We start from the raw sequence: 18,313 nt of genomic DNA, 5'->3' as shown, positions 1-18,313 counted from the left end.
CGCCGAAGGAGGTCGTGCTCGAGACCGCGGACGGCAGGAGGCGGCGGGTGACGCTCGGGGAGAGGGCCGGGCCACCGGGGTCCCAGGGCGGAGTGTGGCGCGTCGTGGAGTGGCCGCGGCTCGTGGTCAAGCTGGAGCGCAGACCCGATGCCGACCGGTTCCCGGAGAAGCTCGAGGTGATGCTCCGTTCGCGTCCGGAGCACCTGACGGCGCGGGACGGCATCATCAGAGTGGCCTGGCCGCTCGGCCGGGTCCGCGACGCCCGGGGCGGACGCCTGCTCGGCTATGTCCAACCCGCCCTGTTGCGGCCGGAGTTCGCCTCCCTCGACCAGGCGTTCGGCGGCCGCGGCACCCTCGTGCCGGCGCAGGCCACCTGGCGCTGGTACCTGGAACTCGCCCTGGACCTGGCCCGCACCGTGCGGGCCGTCCATCACGCCGGCCACGTGGTGGCCGACCTGTCACCGGAGAACCTCTTCGCCACGGCCGCCGCCACGGTCGCCTTCGTGGACGTCGACGGCTGGCAGATCCATGACCCCCGCGGCCGTACGCCGCTGCCCTCACCGTTCTCCCGGGACGAGTACACCCCGCCGGAACACCTGGCGGACCCGGCCTCCCGCACGGAGCGCCGGTTCTCCGCCGACTGGTGGGCCCTGTCCGTGCTCGTCGCGGCCATCCTCCGGCTGGGCACCCACCCCTTCGCGGGCATCCCGCCGGGCGTGCCGCCGCCCCATGACGTACGGGCCAACGTCGAGGCCCGGCGCACGGTGGTCCTCGGCGCCCGGCTGCGGCTGCCACCCCGTGCGCCCCGCGCCGACCTGGCCCTGGCGGGCCGGCTGGGACACCTGCTGCGACGGTGCCTGCGCGAGGGCTACGACGACCCGGAGGCCCGCCCCCGCCCGCAGGAGTGGATCGACGCGCTCACCGAGGCCCAGTACGGGATCCGCCCCTGCACCACCGGCCGACTGCACGTCCACCTTGCCGACGCGGCCGACTGCCCGTGGTGCGAACTCCTGGCCCGCACCGGGCACGACCCCTTCCCCCTCAGCTGACGTCCACCGCCTCCCCGCGCCGCCCGCTCGCCCGAAAGGCACCACGCCATGAACCCTCCCGACCGCCCTCCCGAGGACATGCCCGCGTCCGGCGGACCTCCCGTGCTCCTCGTCGGCCGGATCTCCGAGAGGGTCCGGGTGCTCGGCCCCGGCACCCGGGCCGTGGTGTGGGTGCAGGGCTGCCCGCTGCGCTGCCCCGGCTGTCTCTCACCGGAGGGCCTGCCCTTCGAGGGAGGCGAGCCCTGGGCGGTCGACGCGCTGGCCGCCCGGCTCCACGCGCTGCCCGCGGAGGTGACCGGAGTGACCTTCTCCGGAGGGGAACCGATGGCGCAGGCGGCGGCGTTGGCCGCGCTGGTGGACCGTCTGCGCGCCGCACGCGACTGGTCGGTGATGTCGTACTCCGGCTTCACCCTGGAGCGGCTGCGCCGTGGGGACGCGGACCGGCGGGAGTTGCTCGCCCGGCTGGACATCCTCGTGGACGGCCCGTTCCTGGCCGAGCGCCAGCGTCCGCTGCTGTGGCGCGGTTCCGACAACCAGCGCATCCACTGTCTGACCGACCGTCATGAACCGCCCGGACACGACGACAGCGCGGGTCTGGAGGTCGAGATCGCCTCCGGGAGCCTCGTCTGGAACGGCGTCCCCCCGGTGCCCGGCTTCCGCGAGAACTTCGAACGTGCCCTGGACCGTGACGGAATCCATCTGACCATCCCCCGGAGGACCGATGTCCGGTAGCCCCAAGTACTCCCACGCCGAACTCGACCGTATGAGGCAGCAGCAGCTGGCCGAAGAGCGCCGCAGGCGTGAGGAGAAGGAGCGGCAGAAGCGGCTGCGGGAGCTGGCCCGCCGTGTGCGGAGCGAGCGCGAGAAGCTGTCCGCCCGCCACTCGGCCCTGTCCGCGAGGATCGCCGGACAGCGCGACGGCGCCCACGCGGCAGGCGAGGGCGCCCGCCACACCCACCTCACCACGACACTGACCTCGTTGGCGGGAGCCATCGCCGCCGTCTCCGACGAGCCGTCCCTCGAAGCCGCCCGGTCCGCCCTGGCGACCGCCGAACAGAACGCCACCGCCCTGGACGTCGCCGTGAGCGCCGCGCTGGCCCGCCAGGAGAGGTCGGCCGCGCTCGCGGCCCTGGAGACGGGGCTCGCCGCCTTCCCCGACCGGGCCGAACTCGACCCCCAGGGAGCACAGGACGTCACCACCGCACTCGACGACGCCCGACGCCAGGTCGGCTCTCCCGACCGCTTCCCGGCGGCCCGGGCCACCGCCGCGAACACCGCGGAACGGCATCTGCGCCGGGCTCACGAGCGGCGCGAGGAACTCGCCAGGGTCCGGCGTCAGGCCGAACAGGCACATCAGGAACTCACCCTGCTCGTCGCCGAGGCGGAACAGGCGGGCGCCGGCCTCGACGGCCTCGACACGGTGCCGGGCCTGCTGCGCAGGCTCACCGCGGCCTCGGACCGCGGGGACACCTCCGAGATCACCCGGCTGACCCGGCAGACACAAGAGCAACTCGCCGCGCTCGCCGCCGACTTCGACGCCTGGCTCGACGAACTGGCCTGCACCCGGATCGTCCTGGACGCCGTACGCCGCGCCCTGCCGGCCGCCGGGCTGCGGCTGGACCCGGACAGTGTGCGGTCCGACGGCACCAGCAGTATGCTCACCGCACACCGCGCCTCGGGCGACCGCATCGTGATGGCCGTCGTCCCGGACGGCGACGGCGGCGCCCAGCTCGTCTACGAGGCCGAGGGCCATGACTTCGTCACCCGGCTGACGGCCAACGGTGAGGAGCAGAGCTGCGATCTGACCGCCGAGGTCCTCGAACGCTTCCAGGAGGCACTCGAACCCGAAGGGGTCCGGGCCGGTGAGCTGACCTGGAAAGGGAAGGGCACACCCGGACGCCCGCCGGCCTTCGAGGCCAAGCGGCTGCCCGGCGACCGCTCCCGGGAGCGTTGATGAGCACCCCTCCCGGCGACAACCGGCCCGGGGCACGGCGGACCGTCTCCCCCTGGGTGCGGCAGTTCGTCGCGGAGATCGCCCGCAGCCGCCATGTCATCCTGCACGGCAACATCCATGACGTGGTCCGCTGGCAGGGCGGCTTCGTACCGCTCGGCCGGGCGCTCGGCGCCGTCCTCGACACCCTCTCCTACGACCTGGTCGGACGCTACGACCAGATCGACGGCCTGGTCTTCGACGGCGAGGACGGACACCGCAGGTTCGCCCGGCTGATCGAGGCCCGCCCGCCCGCCGCGACCGGCACCGGGGAAGGAGACGGCGACGCGCAGGACCGCAGCCGGTCGAGCACCCCGGACGACCGCTCCCGGCCGCTGCCCCAGGAGCGGGACGAGCAGCGCGAACACGAGCGGGCCCCCGGGACCGCGGGCGCCTCCCGCAGCGCACGCGCCGAGGAACTGCACCGCAGAATGCGCAGCAGCATCCGGGAGGGAGCCGCCGAGGCCCCCCGGTACCGCCAGCCCAGCGAGGCCCTCGCCGCGGTGCGCCGGGGACTGGCCCAGCAGTCACGGCCGGTCGCCTTCATCCTCGACTTCGCCGAACTCCTCCTCCTCGACCCCGACCACCACGACCGGCAGGACCGGGACCTGCTGCTGCTCACCAAGAAGATGATGCTGGAGTCGGGGCACGCGGCCGGGGCCCAGGTGCACAACCTGCTCGTCATCGTCGTACCGGACCTGGCGTCCGTACCGCCCTGGCTGCACCGCGACGAACCCTTCGTACGAGCCGTCGAGGTACCGCAGCCCTCCTACCGGGAACGCCTCGGTTACCTCGGCACCATCGCCGGCCGCTTCCACGGCCGGTCCCCGGAACAGCAGGACGACACCGCCGCGGCCATCCGTACCCTGGCCAACCTCACCGACGGCATGGCCCTGGCCGAACTCGACGGACTCGCCCAGACCAGCCGGGTGGAGAAGGTGCCCCTCTCCGAACCCAGGGAACTCGTCAAACGCGCCCTGTTCGGTCAGCAGGACGACCCCTGGGTACGACTCGTCGACCGGATTCCCCGGGCCGAACAGCAGTTGGGCGAACGGGTGATCGGTCAGCCCGTCGCCGTCCGCGCGGTCAGCCGGGCACTCGCAGCGGGCACCCTCAACGTCGACTTCGTCTCCGATCCGCACAGCGTCGAGGCCCGGCCCAAGGGCGTGTTCTTCTTCGCCGGCCCCACCGGCGTCGGCAAGACCGAACTCGCCCGCTCCCTCTCCGACATGATCTTCGACGACGAGACGGCACTCACCCGCTTCGACATGTCCACGTTCGCCATGGAGCATGCCGCCGAACGCTTCACCGGGGCACCCCCGGGCTATGTCGGACACGAACGTGGTGGCGAACTCACCAACCGGGTCATGAGCAAACCCTTCAGCGTGCTGCTCTTCGACGAGATCGAGAAGAGCCACGGGAGCGTCTTCGACAAGTTCCTGCAGATCCTCGAGGACGGGCGGCTCACCGACGGCCTCGGCAGAACGGCGTACTTCTCCCAGTCGCTGATCATCTTCACCTCCAACCTCGGGGCCACACCGCTGTACGCCCTGCTCCAGAAGGGCGAACTCCCCTCCTACGACGAGGTGTCCGAGCTGTTCCAGCACGAGGTGTCGGAGCACTTCGCCACCACGCTCAAACGCCCCGAACTGCTCGGGCGGATCGGCAACGGCGTCCTCGCCTTCGACATCCTCAGACCGGAGAACATCCCCGCCATCACGGCGAAGTTCCTCCGCCAGATCACCGCCTCCGCGGCACGCGCCGGCATCGAACTGGACCTGGAGCAGGAGTCCATCACCGCCGGGGTGGCACAGGCCATGCGCGATCCCCGGTCGCTGGCGCTCGGCGGCCGGGAGATCCGCAACATCCTCGACCGCTCGGTGCGGGCCCCGCTCATCGACTGCGTGGTGGCCACCGGCCGCCGCACCGGCCGCTTCCGGCTGGAACTGCCCGAGGACCGCACCGTGGCCGTGGTGACCCCACAGCCCTAGGCCGACACGACCTGCCCCGCCCGGGCACCGCATCTCGACCATCGCACCATCGGAACACCGGAGGGGGGAGACGATGATCAGTCCGTATCCGATCGTGGCTGCCATCGACTTCGGGACCCACGGCACGGGCTACGCCTGGGCCGAAGTGGGAGACGAAAGCGGCCCCGGCCCACGGGGTCTGGACCGCAACACACAGATCCGCGAGCAGTGGGACGGCAGCAGGAGCGACTACTACGTCAAGGACCTCAGCACGGTGCTCCTCGGCCCCACCGGCGAACCCACGGCCTGGGGCCACCGGGCCATGCTGGAATGGACGGCCCTGGCACGCGCCGGACGGCACGCGAACCACACCTACGTCCACGGCTTCAAGATGGCGCTGAAGCCCGGCGGCACCGCGGGAGCACCAGTCCTCGGCATCGCCGGCACCACCATCGACACCCCGGCCAAGGCCTATCCCCTCGTCGTCGGATCACTGCGCCGCATGTACGAGATCGTGCGCGAGGAGGTCGAGGGCAGCGGTTATCTGGAGCGCCAGATCCGGTGGTGCGTCACCATCCCCGCCATCTGGGACGAGGCCGAGAAGCAGCTCATGCGGGACGCGGCCGTGGAGGCCGGCATGCCCGCCGACCACGACCGGCTGATCCTCGCCAGGGAACCCGAGGCCGCGGCGCTGTACTGCCAGATCCATCTGGCCCGGGTCATCGCCGCCCGGGGCGAATCCACCACCGCCGAGGTGACCCGGGCCGGCAGCCGCTTCATGGTGGTCGACTGCGGCGGCGGCACCGTGGACATCACCGCGTACCGGGTGGTGGCCACCGCGCACGCGGACCGCCGCCGACTGGTCGAGATCGGCAAGGTCTCCGGCGGCAAACTCGGGTCCGAGTACATCAACCAGGCCTTCGTCGACGACATCCTCACCGATCGGCTCGGCGGCCGGCAGGTCGTGGAGCGCATCCGCCGTGAACGCCCCGACGCCCTCCTGGAGATCATGCAGATCTGGGAGAGCGGAAAACTCTCCGTGAGCGCCACCCGGGGCCCCGACGACGAACTCGCCATCGACCAGCCGGTGTACGTGACCCTGCCCCGCGACCTGGACGAACTCCTCACCGACGACATCCGCACGTCCCTCGCCGCCCGGCCCGGCGGCTCCGAGTCACGCATCGTCGTCACCACCGAGGAGGTCCGCAGGCTCTTCGACAATGTGCTGCGCGACCTCGTCGAACTCGTCGACGTGCAACTCGCCGCGATGCGGCAGCGCGACGGGGCGCCGGACGGCCCCGAACAGGTCCTGCTGGTCGGCGGACTCTCGGGAGCCCAGTATCTGCGCCAGCGCCTGCTGTCCCACTTCGGTGACACGGTGACCCTCGTCCGGACCACCAATCCGGTGGGAGCGGTCCTGCGCGGCGCGGTCCTGCTCGGCTACGACCCCGAACTCATCATCTCCCGGCGCAGTCGCTACACCTACGGCTGCAACGTGGCCCTTCCGTTCGAGCCGGGCCGCGACCCGGTGGCCAAACGGGTCGAGGGCCAGGGCCGGACGCTGTGCACCGACAGGTTCCACCGCTTCGTGCGGATCGGTGACACCGTCGACACCGGTGGCACGAGCGGGCCCTCACCGTTCATCCCGCTCCAACCCACCCAGGACAGCGTCACGTTCAGGTTCTTCCGCACCCTCGCCGACGACCCGCGGTACATCGACGACGAGGGCTGCGAGCAGATCGGCACCCTGAACGTGGAGTTGGGAACGGCGATGTCGCTCCCGGTCGCCCAACGCCTGGTGGAAGTACGGCTGGGCTTCGGCGGATCGGAGATCAGCGCCCGCGCGGTGAACACCCACACCGGAGCGGAACTCGACACGACGCTGCGGTTCGACAGCAGCTACTAGGGGGCGGGACACAGGACATGACGGCGCATCAGAGCGACGACGGACGAAAGGCGGCCCGGCAGTCCCGGACGGATCGGGCACGGGCCGAGGAAGAGTTGTCCTCCGTGAGGAAGATCGTGGTCGGACCCGTCTGGGAGCGGGTCCAGGAGCTGGCCGAGGAGAACCGGCTGCTCCGTGGGTACATCGAGGAACGGTTCGCGGCGCAGGACCGCAGGTTCGACGAACTGGACGTCCGTCTGAACGTCCTGAGCCAGGCCAAGACCCAGGAACGGGGGCTGCCGTCGGCGTCGTACCTCGCTCACCAGGACATCCGCGGACGGCTGGACAACCTCGCCGACCAGGTACTCGTGAACGTGGCCGTCAACTCGGGCAGCCAGGGCGCACAGCAGGAGGCCGAGGTCATCGGCCGCATGGCGCAGCTGCTCTTCCCCGCGCGGGGCCCGGTCCCCGACGCGGGCACCCTGGCCCGGCAACTCCAGGCGTCGGGGCTGACGATCGGTGCCGACCAACTGGGCCGGGCCTGCGAACTGGCCGGCGAGATCCGCGCTGCCGCCGACGCGACCGGCCACACGATCGACTGGGACTTCACCCTCGACCCCGGCACACCGCTGGACCCGGAACGCCAGCAACCACACGGCGGCCGCGACGGAGAGGGAGTCGCGGCCTTCGTGACGATGCCCGGCTACGCGGCCGACGGCAAGATCTATGTGAGACAACGGGTGTTCATGGTGGTGCCGCAGCCCGTGCAACCGCCGCCGCAGGAGCCCGCGGGCGCGTTGCCCCCGGAACAGGCGACGGCGGGCGAACCGGCCGAGCTGACGGTGCGCGTGGTCGTCCCCTTCCCCGAGGACCGAGCCAAGCGGAGGCTGATCACTCTCGAGGAACTGGCGACGGCGATCCAGGGGGAACGGCCGGAGCGGACCGTGCTGCTGATGGCGGAGACGACGCACGAGGCGGCGACCCGGCACATCGCCGTCGAGGCCGACGGCAGAACCCTGTGCACCATCAGCCCCTTCATCAGATCCGACAAGGTGGAGGTGTTCGTCCAGGGCGAGACCGACGAGGTGATCGCCTGTGCGGGATGGTTCCAGACGGAAGCACCGACAGAAGGCCTCCAGGTCTTCTTCGGGCGAGCCGAGCCGAATCCCTGGACGCAGGCCTGGGACCCGTCGGTCTGCGAAGCCCCGTCCTTGAGGAAGTTCCTGCTCGGCCACGAGCCGAAGTTCGAGCAGTAGCCCGTGATGGACTCGGTCCAGGCCCTCGCCGTCCTGGTCGCGGCCGTGCTGCCCGGCGCCCTCTACACCTGGGGCTTCGAACGCGAGGTCGGCTCCTGGGGCAGCGGCATGGCGGACCGTGTGCTGCGCTTCACCGGCAGCTCGGCCCTCTTCCATGCCCTCGCCGCTCCCGTGGACCTGTGGGTCTACCGGCAGTTCGGCACCGTGTGGCGGGCCCCGGGGCAGCCCTCCTGGTGGCTGGTCTGGTCGGCTGCACTCGCCTATGTGCTGCTTCCGCTGGGCACCGGGGTCGCCGTCGGTGTCGCGACAGGCCGGGGGCGGCGCTGGGCCCGCTTCGTGACGGGACCGGCGCCCCAGCCGCGCGCCTGGGACCATGTCTTCAGCCGCCCCGAGAGCGCCTGGCTGCGGATCCGGCTCAAGGAGTCCGACACAGAGGGCGAGGGATGCTGGCTGCTGGGCGCCTACGCCCCCGCCCGGGACGGCGTCGGCTCGTACGCCGCCGGATACGGACACGGCGAGGACCTCTATCTCGCCGACACGGCCGAAGCAGACCCGGAGACCGGCCACTTCGTCCTCGGCACCGACGGGCGGCCGGTGCTACGAGGAGTGGGCGTGCTGATCAGGTGGGACGAGATCCGTTACATCGAGGTGATACGACCATGAGCGCCACGGACTCCACCGACGAACCGAACGAGGCAAACGAGGCAGCGTCCGCGGAGCGGGGCCCGGAGAACCGGGGAGCAGCGCGGACCCGGAAGGGCCGCCGATTCCGCGGCGGCTACCGGCCGACCGGTCCCACCGCGGACCGACTGCCGCCCCCACCGGCCTCCGTCACCGGGCCCGGCGCCACGCCCACGCCACCCGGCGCGGGACTACCGGAATCACCGGAGGCACCGGAATCACCGGCCACCGCAGTCACCGACCCGGCAGCCCCATCGGGCGAGAGCCACTCCGATGGCGGATGAGCGGGAGCCCCTGCTCGGCTGGCTGATGCCGCCGCTGGAGGGCGAGAAGCTCGGCGAGCTCCTGGGCCGCGCGCTGACGTTCCCCGTCCTGGCGGTCATCGGGGGCGGCCCGCTCGCCCTGTTCGGGACCGGCCGGGCCGAGGCCGTGGGCACCTATGTCCTGCTGTCACTGGGGCTCCCCGGAATCGCCCTCGGCGCTGCCCTGGCGCTGTTCTACAGGAGCGGCCTGCCGTGTCTGGGCCCGCGCAGATGGATCGCGGTGGCCGTGCTGTGCGTACCGGCCGAGCTGATGGTCCACCTCGGGCTGCGGCTGTATCCCTGGCCCTCACTCCTGTGGACGTTCCCGGCCGAGCGTCCGGTGCTGACGGCGTCGATGCCCGTGCTGCTCTTCTGGACCGTGGAGCAGGGCAACCGCATCGTCGTGAGCCTCCGCTTCCCCGTACCCGACGGAACGGCCCAGGAGACACGGGCCTGGCTCGACCGCCGGGCCGCAGCCATGCGACGGCTCCTGGACCACGGACACCTGCTGAGCGCACGGCGGCGCCGGGCGGTGCGGCGATCTCTCGGGCACACCCTCCTCCTCCGGTTCGACCGGCGTGACGGAGGCACACTGGCCGATCTCCACGAGGCGGTGGGGCTGTTCGTCGAGGCACGCGGACCCGAGGACGTACGGGGACCGGACAGCGTCCCGCTGTCGGACGACATCGCCCTCTTCCACGACCTCACCGAGGCGCACCGGCGCCGCGGCATCGCGGAGTCGCGTGTCGAGGACCTCGACTACGCGATCACCCTGCACCGCGGTCTGCTGCGTGAAGGGGGTGACCTGCTCTCGGAGTTCGAGGTTGCGCTCACCGAACTGGAGCTGGCGACCCTGGTGTTGGCCCGAGCCCTCGGGCTGCGGCGCCGACGAGAGGGGGACGTGGAGCTGTTCAGGACGCGAGCCGAGGAGGCGACGACGGAGGTCCGGCGGCTGGAACGGCTGGCCGGCACGGAGTCCTTGCCCGACCGGCTGAGGGCGGAGGCCTGTGACGGTCTCGCCCACTACCACCTGTTCCTCGGTCCGCACCTGTCGGCCGACACCGGCCCGGGCTCCGTCGAGGAGGAGCACCGGCAGGCCGTCGAGAGACGCCTCGCCCACCTCGCCGAGGCCATCCGGGCTCTGGAGCTGGCCCTCACCCTCTTCAGGCCCGGCGCGCTCGCCGATCGCAGCCGCGCCACCCTGGCCCACGCCCTGGCCCTGCGCCACCGCACCGCCGACGGCGAAGGCCTTCCGCGGGGAACGGCATCCGACGACCACGCCGCCGCGGTGGACCTCGTCCGTGCCTCCTTCGCCGCCGAGAGCCTTCGGCACCGCTCCTCGATCGAGCCGATGCCGATGGCCCTGACGCTGGCGATCGTGGCGGCTGGCCACTGCGCCGACGTGGCGCTCGAACGGGACGACTGGGCCACGGCGTTCGACCTGGGACGCCGCGCTCTGGACGCCTCGCGAGCCGTCTACGACGGCACCCTCTTCCGCTCCGACCGGGAGGAGGCCCTGTGGGCCTGGCAGGGCCTGCACGACAGGGTTGCCCTCGCCGTCGCCCGGGGAGCCGCACACGAACCGGGAGCCGGCCGCTATCTGGCGGGGCTGTTCGACTGGGGACGCGCGGTTCTGCTCCGGGAGGCGCTCGGCCTGTCCCACATGGAGGAACAGGCGAGGGCCTTGAAGGCCACCGGGCACCATGAACTCTCCGCCGATGTCGCCGAGTTGGCCCAGCGACTGGCAGAGCTGGAGGACTTCCAGCTCGCCGTGCGCGACGACGGCCCGTGGACGCCGGCCGACCCGACATCGCCGTCGCCGTCACCGGTGAACATCCGCTCGTACCGGATCGGTGGTCAGGACCTCTTCCGGGACCGCCTGCTGCGCGCCCGGGCGGATCTGCGGGCGCTGCGCGCGCGGATCGCCGCGATCGGCGACGCGGAACCCGCCGCCGGGGATCCCTTGGCGAACGCGGTCGGCGAGGGGCCGCTGTGCTACCTCTCCCATCCGGCCCCTCCGGAGGACGGCTACGGACCCGACCTCCCCGGATGCGCGGTGGTCGTCCGGTCGGACGGCGCGGGCGGGGTCGACGCGGAGGTGATCCTCCTGCCGGGGCTGCGCGGCTCCGCGGTCGTCGACTGGTGCCGGCGATGGCACGAAGCGACGTTCGCGACGGACGAGGAGGGCGAGGAAGACGCGTGGCGGGTGCTGGAGGAGATCGGCACGGCCGTGATGGAGCCCGTCATGAGGAGCGCGGGATGGCCGGCCCGGCTGGTCCTGCTGCCCGACGGACATCTCGGTCTGCTGCCGCTGCACGCCGCGTCGGTGCACGGGCGGGACGGCTCCGCACGCCGCTCGCTGGTGCACGAGACCGTCGTGTCCTACGCCCCCACAGCCGGCCTCCTCGGCGAGTGCCGGGCGAGGGCGACCGCCCTCTCCTCGACCGCGCCGCACGCGCTTCCCCGGCGCTACCTGGGGGTCGCCGCCTGGGACGACGAGATCCAGGACGGCGTGCAGAGCGAGATGAAGGCCGTCGTACGGCACTTCGGTGACACGGAGACGCTGCTGGGCGACGCGGCGACGCCCGCCGCGGTCGAACGGGCGCTGACCCGCACCATGGCCGAGGACCCGGCACCGGCCGTCGTCCACATCGCCAGCCATGCCGCGGTGAACAACGAGGACCCCTTGGACAGTTCCTTCGCGCTCGCCCCTGGACAGGCGGGCGACGACGGACTGCTGCGCCTCCGTGACCTCCTGCGCATCGGGCTCGGGGAGGTCCGGCTCACGGTCCTCTCCGCCTGCGAGAGCGGCACCCCGAGCGCGGACAACGCCAATGAGTTCATGTCCCTCGCCTCGGGTTTCCTCCGCCTCGGCACGGCCGGGGTGGTGAGCACGCTGTGGCCCGTCGAAGACGGTGTCAGCCGCGTTCTGATCCCCCGCTTCTTCGAGGAGTGGTCCCGTCGCCCGGCCGACCCGGCGGCCGCCCTGACGGCGGCCCAGGTCTGGTTCGCCACGGCGGACCCGGCCGACATCGCCCAATGGGTCTGCGACGTCACGGGCGAACCGCTCCCCGGGGAGGTCATCGACACCCTCCCGGACCTCCAGCACCCGCTCTGCTGGGCCCCGTGCTTCTTCACGGGCGCCTGACGGCGAGGTGCGCGCGCCCGCGTCAGGGCGTACGAAGGACTCAACCGACCGCAGTCAGTGTCGCGTACACGACGACATTGCCCTGGTATCCCGTCCGCTTGGAGTAGGCACCACCGCAGGTGATCACCCGTAGGTCGGCCCGCCCGGAGCTGCCATACACCATCCTGCTCGGGAAGTGCTCCTTGTCGTAGACCTCGACGGCCTCGACGGTGAATACCGCCGTGCGCTGGTCCACCCGGTCGATCTCGATGATGTTGCCCTTGGCCAGGGCGCCCAGTCCGAAGAAGACGCCCGGTTTGCCGGTGCGCACGTCCACGTGTCCCGCGGTGACGGCTGTCCCCACGGATCCGGGAGCCGTGCCCTCGCTGTACCAGCCGGCGAGGTGGGGATCGTCGGCGGGCGGCGGCCTGAGCGCCCCCGTCGGGTCGAGGTGCAACCTGGCGAGGGGGACGTTCACGTTGATGGCGGGGATCCGGAGCCGGAGCGGTTCCGCGGGCGGCAGCGCGGGGACGTCGGGGATCGCGGGGTCTGCCGGGGGGACGGTGCGGTGGGCGGCGGGGCCGGGCAGCGGTGCGAATCCCTGGCCCGCCGAAGGCTGGGGCGGCTGCTCGAAGTGCAGCGCGCCGGTCACCAGCACGGCCCCTGCCACAAGGGTCCAGAGGAGAAGTCCGGCTGACGGGACGAACGAGGAGGAGGAAGAACGGGTGGTGCGCCTTGAGGCCATCGCGGTCGGGTCTTTGCCTGAAGTGGGGGAGTGGGGGAGTGGGGGAGTGCGGGGGCGGGGGAGAGGACGGGGCGATCGGATTCCCGCCGGCTCCCGGAACGGGGAAAGGAGCTCCGGGAGCCGGCGGGAACACGGGCGGTCAGTTCCGGTGGGCGCCGGAGCGGTGACGCATCCTCACCAGCCCCCCGGCCGCGGCCGCGGCGACCAGCGCCGCGCCGAGGGCGAGCTGCGGGGCCGTGTTCCCGGCCGGCCCGAAGCCGGCCTCGACGGCACCGTCGGGCTCGCGTGCGGCGAGCTCGTACGAGTCCGTGATCTTGATCCGTGGCGGGCACTTGACGGTGACGGTGTCGGTGTCGGCCGACGTTCCCTCCGGCAGGGTGAACTCGCCGGTGAGCACCCCCTTGCTCGCGCCCGGGAAGAGATGGAACGACCCGGCCAGCTCCGACTCGCCCTTGCCGTAGGTCTCCGTACCGCAGGCGGTGGTGCTGACGGTGACGGTGACGGTGGAGCCGTGGGCGCCCTGCCGGATGTCGAGACCGGAGTCATCGGCAGCGGCGGCGACCGGAATCTGTAGAGCCAGGGCACCGGCCGTCAGGCCGATACCGATACCAATGCGTGTGATGCCCACGAGAACCCTCCAACTGCTCAGCTTCCGGCCTGTCTGTGCGGCGCCTGTGCGCACGCCACTGACGAGGCAACCGACGGTGCGTCAGATCCGCAACCGGAGGGTCGGCCGGAGTATCGCCCAGGCAGGCGTACGGGCCGCCGTCGGGCGGGCATGTGCACAGGTCAGCCAGGTGCGCACGGCGATGGTGGAGGAATGGCCCAAAAGGCGGCGAACAGGTTAACGCCCGCGCACCGAGCGGGCTCGGTCGGGCTGTTCTCACGCTGCGGTCCTGGAAGACGCAGTTCCACACATGGGTGCCCGCGACACCGCCGTCGGCGCGCACCGCCTCAAGCGTGTAGAAGTGCGTGGTCCCCGCGCGGCGGTGGTGTCCGTGCAGGCACGGGTCGCGGCCGGCAGCAGTCCCGCGTGCAGCGGTTCGTACGCCTTCGTGACCGCGTTCCGCCGGCTGACCCGGTAGCCCGTGACGCCGTCGCACTCGGTGGTCCTGTCGCACCGCCAGCTGATGGACGGCCCGTCCTCCTCGGGCCCGCCGATCACGGTGCCGTACCCCATGCTGCCGAGCTCCCAGTCCCGGGTGACCGTCACCTCGGGCCGGACGTCCAGCTCGGTGGCCTCGACGAGCGTGACCTTCGGGTCGCTCGGGTGCAGGGCGTTGCCCCAGCGGTCCCTGGCGACGACCGCGTTCACATACGTCTCGCCGTCCGGCAGGTCGCCGCACAGGACGGCGAGCGGATCGCTGGTGCCCTCCCGGCAGGAGGCGGAGCCGAGCCACTTGACCGTGCCGTCGGCCTGGCGGGCACCGGTCCAGGCCGTGCAGCGCTCGACGTCGTCCTCGGGCGAGGCCGCCCAGCTCACCTCCCGGATCACCGCCGCTTCGGCCCGCCACGAGGCAACCTTGTCCGCCGCGGTGCACCACGGCCACACCGCGTCGTCGCAGAGGGGCTGCCAACCCTGCCCGAGACGGAACAGGCGCGGCCCCAACCGGTAGCCGCGCCCGCCCGTGCCGCTCGACCGCGCGCGGGCCCACAAACTGATCCAGCAACCAGATACGCGGTCGTCCTCGGAAGTCCGCACTCCGAGGCCGGCGTGCTCAGACCGGCCTCCTCCTGGCGCTCCACCACTTCCAGCAGCCTGAAGGCGCCCTCCACCACACTCCGCCCGTCCGTTCAGCCCGTCACCGTCCCCCCGGCGCATCCGACACATCCGACACATCCCTGCGAGGATGCCTCGGGCCGCGCGACGGAACATGAGCAGGCGTTGCTCAAAGCGGATCCGGCCGGGGGATCACCTGCACTGGGCAGGCGGCGTGGGCTTCGTTCCGAGGGTGATCGAGACGGGCGATCCCGGGAGCAGTACGGTGCCCGCGCCGCCGAGACGGAGGCCAGGTTCCTGCTGTACGCGGCCCGGGATCGTCCGCGTAGGCGGGCGGCACGGCGAAAGTGGCGGCCACCGGTGCCGCCACGACCGGCACCACTGCCCTGGGCGAACCCGCCACACGGGCTGCTCGCCTCCGCAGGCCCGCGACCAGGTAGCCACGCGTCGGCTGTGTCACGCGGCTGTCGCTCAAGGGTCCGCTCAACGGAACAACCGCACGTGGGCAGGGGCCTCTCATCCGGGAGCGGAGCTGTCGCCCGGGGGCCGACGGAGCACATGCAGACAGACGACCAGGGCGATGAAGGTCTGCCGCTCGGAGGTGTCCAGGCGTGGGGTCGTCTCGACGACGTACTGCTGCCACCCCCGCCACAAGTCGACGGTGCTCACCGTGACACGACCGAGGCTCTCCGGCTCCGGGGCCCCGGCCCGCAGCGGATCGGTCTCCGTGAGCCGCCATTCGATCGCGAGGTGGGCCAGGCGCGTGAGGAAGAGCGGGCGGCACCCTTCCGTCCGGAAGCTCAGCTGCCGCGTCTTGGCCGGCCCGGAGGCACGGGCGCAGCCGACTTCCCGGCCCTCCGCGTCGGTGAACCGGAAATCCACCGGGCTCCAGGGGCCGAACCCGGCCTGCCTCTCGATGCGGACGATGAACTCGCCTGACCTGTCGGCCAGCAGGAAGTCCGTGTCGTCGGCGCTGATCACCTCGGCGAGCGGTGTCCCCTCCACGGTGGACACGGCCAGCACGGGGCCTTTGTACAGGCGCCACCACGAACGCTGCGGCTGTCGGACCACGACGGCCGACCACTCGAACAGGTCCGGCTCCGTCATCGGTCTTCCTCCCCGCCGTTGGCCTCCCCCGCGACCATCCACGCCCACTGTGACGGAGCCCCCGTCGCTTTCCCATCCCCGCGACCCACATCGACGCCACACGACCTCGGCCATGGGGACCAACGGGCCAGCCAGTAACGCCCTTCGATCACGGTGGTGTTGGCCGGGACGTCGACGCGGGCGAGTGGGACCGCGGGCATGCCGGACGGGACGGCCGTCGTGGCCGACACCTTGCTGACCACGTGGAAGGAGCCGATCTCGTCGGCCTCCGTGGCGCGGGTGCCCTCGTACTCCGGTCCTCGACGCGCAGGGGGGACGGTGGCATCGCCGACGTTGTACTGCGGGTACGAGCCCTGGGGGCCGAGGATGAAGTTGCAGGCCCGCGGTGACCCGATCCGCAGGGGAGGCCGACGGGAGGTGCGGAAGGTGGCGGACGTCGACGCGTTCATGGACCGACTCGCACCCGACATGTGCGTGGTCACGGCTGCCGCGGGCGAGGTGCGCTCGGGTTGCCTGGTCGGGTTCTCCGGGCAGTGTTCCATCCACCCGGTGCGGTTCGTCGTGTGGCTGTCCAAGGTCAACCACACGTATGCGGTGGCTTGCGCCGCACAGTACCTCGCCGTTCATCTGCTGACCCGCGACCAGCACGAGCTGGCGGTTCTCTTCGGCGGCGAGACAGGTGACCGGGTCGACAAGTTCACGCAGGTCCGCTGGCGGCGAGGGGAAGGCGGAGCGGTGGTGCTGGAGGACACGGCCGCGTGGTTCGTCGGTACCGTCGAGGGGCGCGTCGACGGAGGTGACCACGTCGGCTTCGTCCTCGCGCCCCTGCAGTGGGGCGAGGGGATCGACGGACCGCTGCTGCGACTCGGCGATTGCCGCGACATCAGCCCAGGCCACCCGGCAGACTGACCGGGGACCGGGACGAGAGCCGGGACCGACCGGCCAGGGCGGGCTGTGGTAGCCCTGCCTTCGAGGCCCCTGGTCCGGACATGCCGGGCGCGTGGCGCAGCCGTTCGTTTCAGCCGGCCGACCCAGCTGTTCCTCTCAACCGTTCGTCTCGCCCTGGGCGATCTCGATGTCCTCGTGGACGCGGAACGCGCCGGCCGCCGCGGTGGCGCAGGACAGCACGGCGCAGGCGGCCAGCAGCGCGGCGATCCACGGCACGGCGTGCGCATGCCGGGCGCGGGCGGGAGCCAGGAGGGCGGCCACGCGCCGGGGAACCGGACCCGTCGTCGCCGCGGGGGCGACCGTCGGCCGGGCGGCGTCGTGCCCGTTCGTCGCCAGCGCGGCCCGGGCGATGGCGCGCGCGGTCAGGTGCCTGTCGCCGACGGCGGTGGCCGCGGCTTCGTCGGCGGCACGTTCGGCGGCGAGCCGGATGGCGTCCCGGACCGGACGCAGGGCCGGGTGGCAATGGGCGGTGAGTTCGGCCGTGGCCAGGAAGTAGTGGTGGCCGCCGCTGTTGTGGGCGCGTTCATGGGCGAAGAGCGCCTCGCGCTCGGACGCGTCGAGGCTGCGCAGCATGGCGGTGGTGACGACGATGCGGTGCGGGCGGCCGGGCAGGGCGTAGGCGTCGGGGCGGGGGGAGTCGACGATGCACAGGTCGCCCGCGGCCGGTCGGCGGTCTGCCTGCGCGCGGGCGGTGCGCAGCCCCGCCGCCTGCCGCACGAGGGACAGCCCGAGCGTGAGGGCGGCCAGGACGAGGAGGCCGGCCGCCAGCGCGGCGATCGGCAGGACCAGCCGCTCGGAGGAGGTGCGCAAGGGGTGGACCAGCTCACCCAGCGCGGCGAAGGCCGGGATCTTGAGCAGGCCGGTCAGTGCGAGCGTGCCCAGCGCGGCGACGCTGCCGCCCGCGAGGAGGAGCGCCGAGACGGTGAGGGTCCACAGCGCGGCGACCGGCGCACAGCGGTCGAGGACCCGGCGCGCCGGCGCGGGAGCCGCACACGGGAGGAGCAGCGGGACCAGGAGCAGGGCGATCATCACGGTCCCTCCTCCAGCAGTCGGCGCAGGACCTGCTCGTCGTCCGGGCTGAGCCGGTCGACGAAGCGGGCCAGCACGGTCGCCCGGTCGCTGTCGCGGTCGAGTTCGCCGTGCATGCGCAGGGCGGTCAGTCCGTGGGGGTCCGCTATGGGCCGGTAGGCGAAGCCGCGACCCTGCCGCTGCCGCTCCAGAGTCCCCTTCTCGTGCAGCCGGGACAGGATCGTGGTCACGGTCGTGCGGGCCAGGTCGGAGGCGAGATGGGCCTGGACCTGGGCCGGGGTGAGCGGTGCGCCCGCGGCCCACAGCGCGGCCAGCACGGCGGCCTCCAGCTCACCCGCCGGCCGGCGTTCGTCCTTCGCCTCGGGCACGGGAAGCCTCCTCGCTCCTCGATCGTCTACAGTGTCGTAGACCGTCTACGTGATGGTAGTCGGTCGGACGGGGCGTCGGCGCTGATCGGTTTCTTCCTGCCCGGCGACTCCCTGCTGTCCCGCGGCAGATCCGCCC

General features: G+C 72.2%; 16 protein-coding genes. 9 read left to right on the top strand and 7 right to left on the bottom strand.

The window, feature by feature from the left end:
* Positions 1–14: 14 nt before the first annotated feature.
* From ACYQ8Q_RS01425 to ACYQ8Q_RS01390, 8 genes are all read left to right on the top strand, one after another.
* Positions 15–1,049, top strand: coding sequence for a hypothetical protein (locus ACYQ8Q_RS01425; RefSeq protein ID WP_460060983.1), 1,035 nt, complete (start codon positions 15–17; stop codon positions 1,047–1,049).
* A 48-nt stretch (positions 1,050–1,097) separates the two neighbouring features.
* Complete coding sequence (locus ACYQ8Q_RS01420; protein ID WP_460060981.1) at positions 1,098–1,781, top strand: 4Fe-4S single cluster domain-containing protein; 684 nt, start codon at positions 1,098–1,100, stop codon at positions 1,779–1,781.
* Positions 1,771–3,003 (top strand): hypothetical protein, encoded by a 1,233-nt coding sequence (locus ACYQ8Q_RS01415; RefSeq protein WP_460060978.1) that lies wholly within the window; start codon positions 1,771–1,773, stop codon positions 3,001–3,003. Before ACYQ8Q_RS01420 ends, ACYQ8Q_RS01415 begins: the two co-directional genes overlap by 11 nt.
* Positions 3,003–5,030, top strand: a complete 2,028-nt coding sequence (locus tag ACYQ8Q_RS01410; RefSeq protein ID WP_460060975.1) for an AAA family ATPase — start codon at positions 3,003–3,005, stop codon at positions 5,028–5,030. Before ACYQ8Q_RS01415 ends, ACYQ8Q_RS01410 begins: the two co-directional genes overlap by 1 nt.
* A 73-nt stretch (positions 5,031–5,103) precedes the next feature.
* Complete coding sequence (locus tag ACYQ8Q_RS01405) at positions 5,104–6,915, top strand: Hsp70 family protein (protein WP_460060973.1); 1,812 nt, start codon at positions 5,104–5,106, stop codon at positions 6,913–6,915.
* A gap of 104 nt (positions 6,916–7,019) precedes the next feature.
* Entirely contained in the window at positions 7,020–8,150 is a 1,131-nt protein-coding gene (locus tag ACYQ8Q_RS01400; RefSeq protein ID WP_460060971.1) for a hypothetical protein, read from the top strand.
* A gap of 6 nt (positions 8,151–8,156) precedes the next feature.
* Positions 8,157–8,813, top strand: a complete 657-nt coding sequence (locus ACYQ8Q_RS01395) for a DUF6338 family protein (protein ID WP_460060969.1) — start codon at positions 8,157–8,159, stop codon at positions 8,811–8,813.
* 291 nt (positions 8,814–9,104) lie between these two features.
* Positions 9,105–12,281 (top strand): CHAT domain-containing protein, encoded by a 3,177-nt coding sequence (locus ACYQ8Q_RS01390; RefSeq protein WP_460060967.1) that lies wholly within the window; start codon positions 9,105–9,107, stop codon positions 12,279–12,281.
* Between the two features lie 40 nt (positions 12,282–12,321).
* Here ACYQ8Q_RS01390 and ACYQ8Q_RS01385 read toward each other — a convergent pair whose 3' ends face one another.
* The 5 genes from ACYQ8Q_RS01385 to ACYQ8Q_RS01365 all read right to left on the bottom strand — a co-directional run bounded on the left by ACYQ8Q_RS01385 (position 12,322) and on the right by ACYQ8Q_RS01365 (position 16,281).
* A complete protein-coding gene (locus ACYQ8Q_RS01385) occupies positions 12,322–13,005 on the bottom strand; it encodes a class F sortase (RefSeq protein WP_460060965.1) in 684 nt (227 codons plus the stop codon).
* Positions 13,006–13,144: 139 nt separating this feature from the next.
* The gene (locus tag ACYQ8Q_RS01380) at positions 13,145–13,633 is read right to left on the bottom strand and encodes a sortase (RefSeq protein ID WP_460060963.1); all 489 of its coding nucleotides are present in this window, start codon (positions 13,631–13,633) and stop codon (positions 13,145–13,147) included.
* Between the two features lie 255 nt (positions 13,634–13,888).
* Positions 13,889–14,500 (bottom strand): hypothetical protein, encoded by a 612-nt coding sequence (locus tag ACYQ8Q_RS01375; RefSeq protein WP_460060960.1) that lies wholly within the window; start codon positions 14,498–14,500, stop codon positions 13,889–13,891.
* A gap of 741 nt (positions 14,501–15,241) precedes the next feature.
* A complete protein-coding gene (locus tag ACYQ8Q_RS01370) occupies positions 15,242–15,832 on the bottom strand; it encodes a hypothetical protein (RefSeq protein WP_460060957.1) in 591 nt (196 codons plus the stop codon).
* Complete coding sequence (locus ACYQ8Q_RS01365) at positions 15,829–16,281, bottom strand: hypothetical protein (protein WP_460060954.1); 453 nt, start codon at positions 16,279–16,281, stop codon at positions 15,829–15,831. The genes ACYQ8Q_RS01370 and ACYQ8Q_RS01365 overlap by 4 nt, the downstream gene beginning before the upstream one ends.
* On the opposite strand from ACYQ8Q_RS01365, the gene ACYQ8Q_RS01360 reads away from it, so the two are divergent.
* Complete coding sequence (locus tag ACYQ8Q_RS01360; RefSeq protein WP_460060951.1) at positions 16,259–16,741, top strand: flavin reductase family protein; 483 nt, start codon at positions 16,259–16,261, stop codon at positions 16,739–16,741. The genes ACYQ8Q_RS01365 and ACYQ8Q_RS01360 overlap by 23 nt on opposite strands.
* A 135-nt stretch (positions 16,742–16,876) precedes the next feature.
* Here the strand turns inward: ACYQ8Q_RS01360 and ACYQ8Q_RS01355 are convergent, their stop codons facing one another.
* Both ACYQ8Q_RS01355 and ACYQ8Q_RS01350 read right to left on the bottom strand, forming a co-directional pair.
* Complete coding sequence (locus tag ACYQ8Q_RS01355; protein WP_460060948.1) at positions 16,877–17,809, bottom strand: M48 family metalloprotease; 933 nt, start codon at positions 17,807–17,809, stop codon at positions 16,877–16,879.
* The gene (locus tag ACYQ8Q_RS01350; RefSeq protein WP_460060945.1) at positions 17,809–18,177 is read right to left on the bottom strand and encodes a BlaI/MecI/CopY family transcriptional regulator; all 369 of its coding nucleotides are present in this window, start codon (positions 18,175–18,177) and stop codon (positions 17,809–17,811) included. Before ACYQ8Q_RS01350 ends, ACYQ8Q_RS01355 begins: the two co-directional genes overlap by 1 nt.
* Between the last annotated feature and the right edge of the window lie 136 nt (positions 18,178–18,313).

It is taken from the genome of Streptomyces sp. YKOK-I1 (assembly GCF_054660435.1).
This window is presented reverse-complemented; position numbering and strand designations above follow the sequence as displayed.